The following is a 1868-nucleotide window of genomic DNA, read 5'->3' as shown; positions in this document are numbered from 1 at the left end:
GTGCGGAAGCCCTCCATATGCATGCCGCCCTCACCAGCGTGATCAACGATTATGCACGTAAGAACAACATCCTCAGGGAGAAGGATGCCAACCTTACCGGCGACGATGTTCGCGAGGGTCTTACCGCTGTGGTCTCCGTCAAACTGGCCGACCCCCAGTTCGAGGGCCAGACCAAGGCGAAGCTCGGCAGCTCCTTCATGCGCACCCTCGTTCGCAAGATCGTGGCCGAGCAGTTCACCGATTACATGGAAGAACACCCCAAGCAGGCGCGCGAGATTATCAAGAAGGCGCAGCAGGCGAGCAAGGCCCGCAACGCCGCCCGCAAGGCCCGCGAGGCCACGCGCCGCAAATCCCTGCTCGAGACCGCGAGCCTGCCCGGCAAGCTCGCCGACTGCTCGGTGCGTGACGCTGAGTTGACCGAGCTCTTCATCGTCGAGGGCGACTCGGCGGGCGGCTCAGCCAAGGACGGCCGCCGCCGAGACATCCAAGCGATCCTGCCCCTGCGCGGCAAGATTCTGAACGTCGAGCGCGTGGGTGACCACCGCGCGTTCTCGAGCGGTACCATCCAGTCCCTCATCACCGCCATTGGTTGTGGCGTGACCACCGGCAACGGCGATGGCGGGGACTTCGACATCACCAAGGCGCGCTACCACAAGATCATCATCATGACCGACGCCGACGTCGACGGCGCGCACATCCGCATCCTGCTGCTCACGTTCTTCTACAAATACATGCGCCCGCTCATCGATGCCGGCTACGTGTACGTCGCCTGCCCGCCGATCTTCGGCATCAAGGTCCGCAACAAAATCCACTACGTGTACCCCAACGGACGCCAGGCTGAGGACGAGATTCTGCGCGAGTCCATCGCCGCGCTCGGCCTCAACCCCGACGAGGGCGATGACGAGCAGGCAAACGGAAAGGTCACCAAAAAGCGCAAGGGCTACACCGTCCAGCGCTACAAGGGCCTCGGCGAGATGGACCCCAAGCAGCTGGCGAGCACCACGATGGACCCCAAGACCCGCATTCTGCAGCGCGTCACCATCGAGGACGCCGTGGTGGCCGACCGCGCCGTGCGCGAGCTCATGGGTTCTGAGGTCGGGTACCGCCGCGAATACATCGAAAAGCATGCTCATGATGCTCGATTCTTGGACGCTTAAGGAGAACACGTGGCTGACGATATGAACAACGACGAGCGCGAGTTCGAAGGCGCATCCGAGGGCATGCCCGAGGACCTCAAGCGCCTGCTCGCCCGCGCGAACGAGGACGAGGACGGCGGATACGACCCCGATGCCGACTCCGACGAGGAAGAGGGCGACGACGAGGAGCTCGAGGAGAGCTTTGGCGCCAACGACCGCGGCGAGGACGCCGGCACCGATGTTAACGGCGGCTCCCTGCAGATCAGCGAGTTCGGCCGCGAGATGAAGCAGTCCTTCATCGAGTACTCCATGTCGGTCATTACCGCCCGTGCTCTGCCCGATGTGCGCGATGGCCTCAAGCCGGTCCATCGCCGCATCCTGTACGCGATGAACGAGAGCGGCATCTTCCCCAACCGCCCACACAAGAAGTCCGCGTGGACGGTCGGCGAAGTTATCGGTAAGTACCACCCGCACGGCGACTCCGCGGTTTACGACACGATGGTTCGCCTTGCCCAGTGGTTCTCCATGCGCACGCCGCTCATCGACGGTCACGGCAATTTCGGTAACATCGACGGCGATGGCGCGGCGGCCATGCGTTACACCGAGTCCCGCCTGGCAAAGCCCGCCATGGAGCTCCTGCGCGACTTGCAGAAGGATACGGTCGACTGGCAGCCCAACTACGACGAGTCCCTCGCTGAGCCCACTGCCCTGCCCGCGCGCTTCCCCAACTTG

General features: G+C 63.7%; 2 protein-coding genes. Both read left to right on the top strand.

Annotation, left to right across the window (positions count from 1 at the left end; all coding sequences use genetic code 11):
• The coding region (locus ACT8II_RS09310) for a toprim domain-containing protein (RefSeq protein ID WP_443813947.1) at positions 1–1157 on the top strand (1157 nt) is incomplete at its 5' end.
• Positions 1158–1178: 21 nt separating this feature from the next.
• On the top strand, positions 1179–1868 hold a 690-nt coding region (locus tag ACT8II_RS09305), incomplete at its 3' end, for a DNA gyrase subunit A (RefSeq protein WP_443813949.1).

The organism is Collinsella sp., from assembly GCF_052346665.1.
Taxonomy (GTDB): domain Bacteria; phylum Actinomycetota; class Coriobacteriia; order Coriobacteriales; family Coriobacteriaceae; genus Collinsella.
This window is presented reverse-complemented; position numbering and strand designations above follow the sequence as displayed.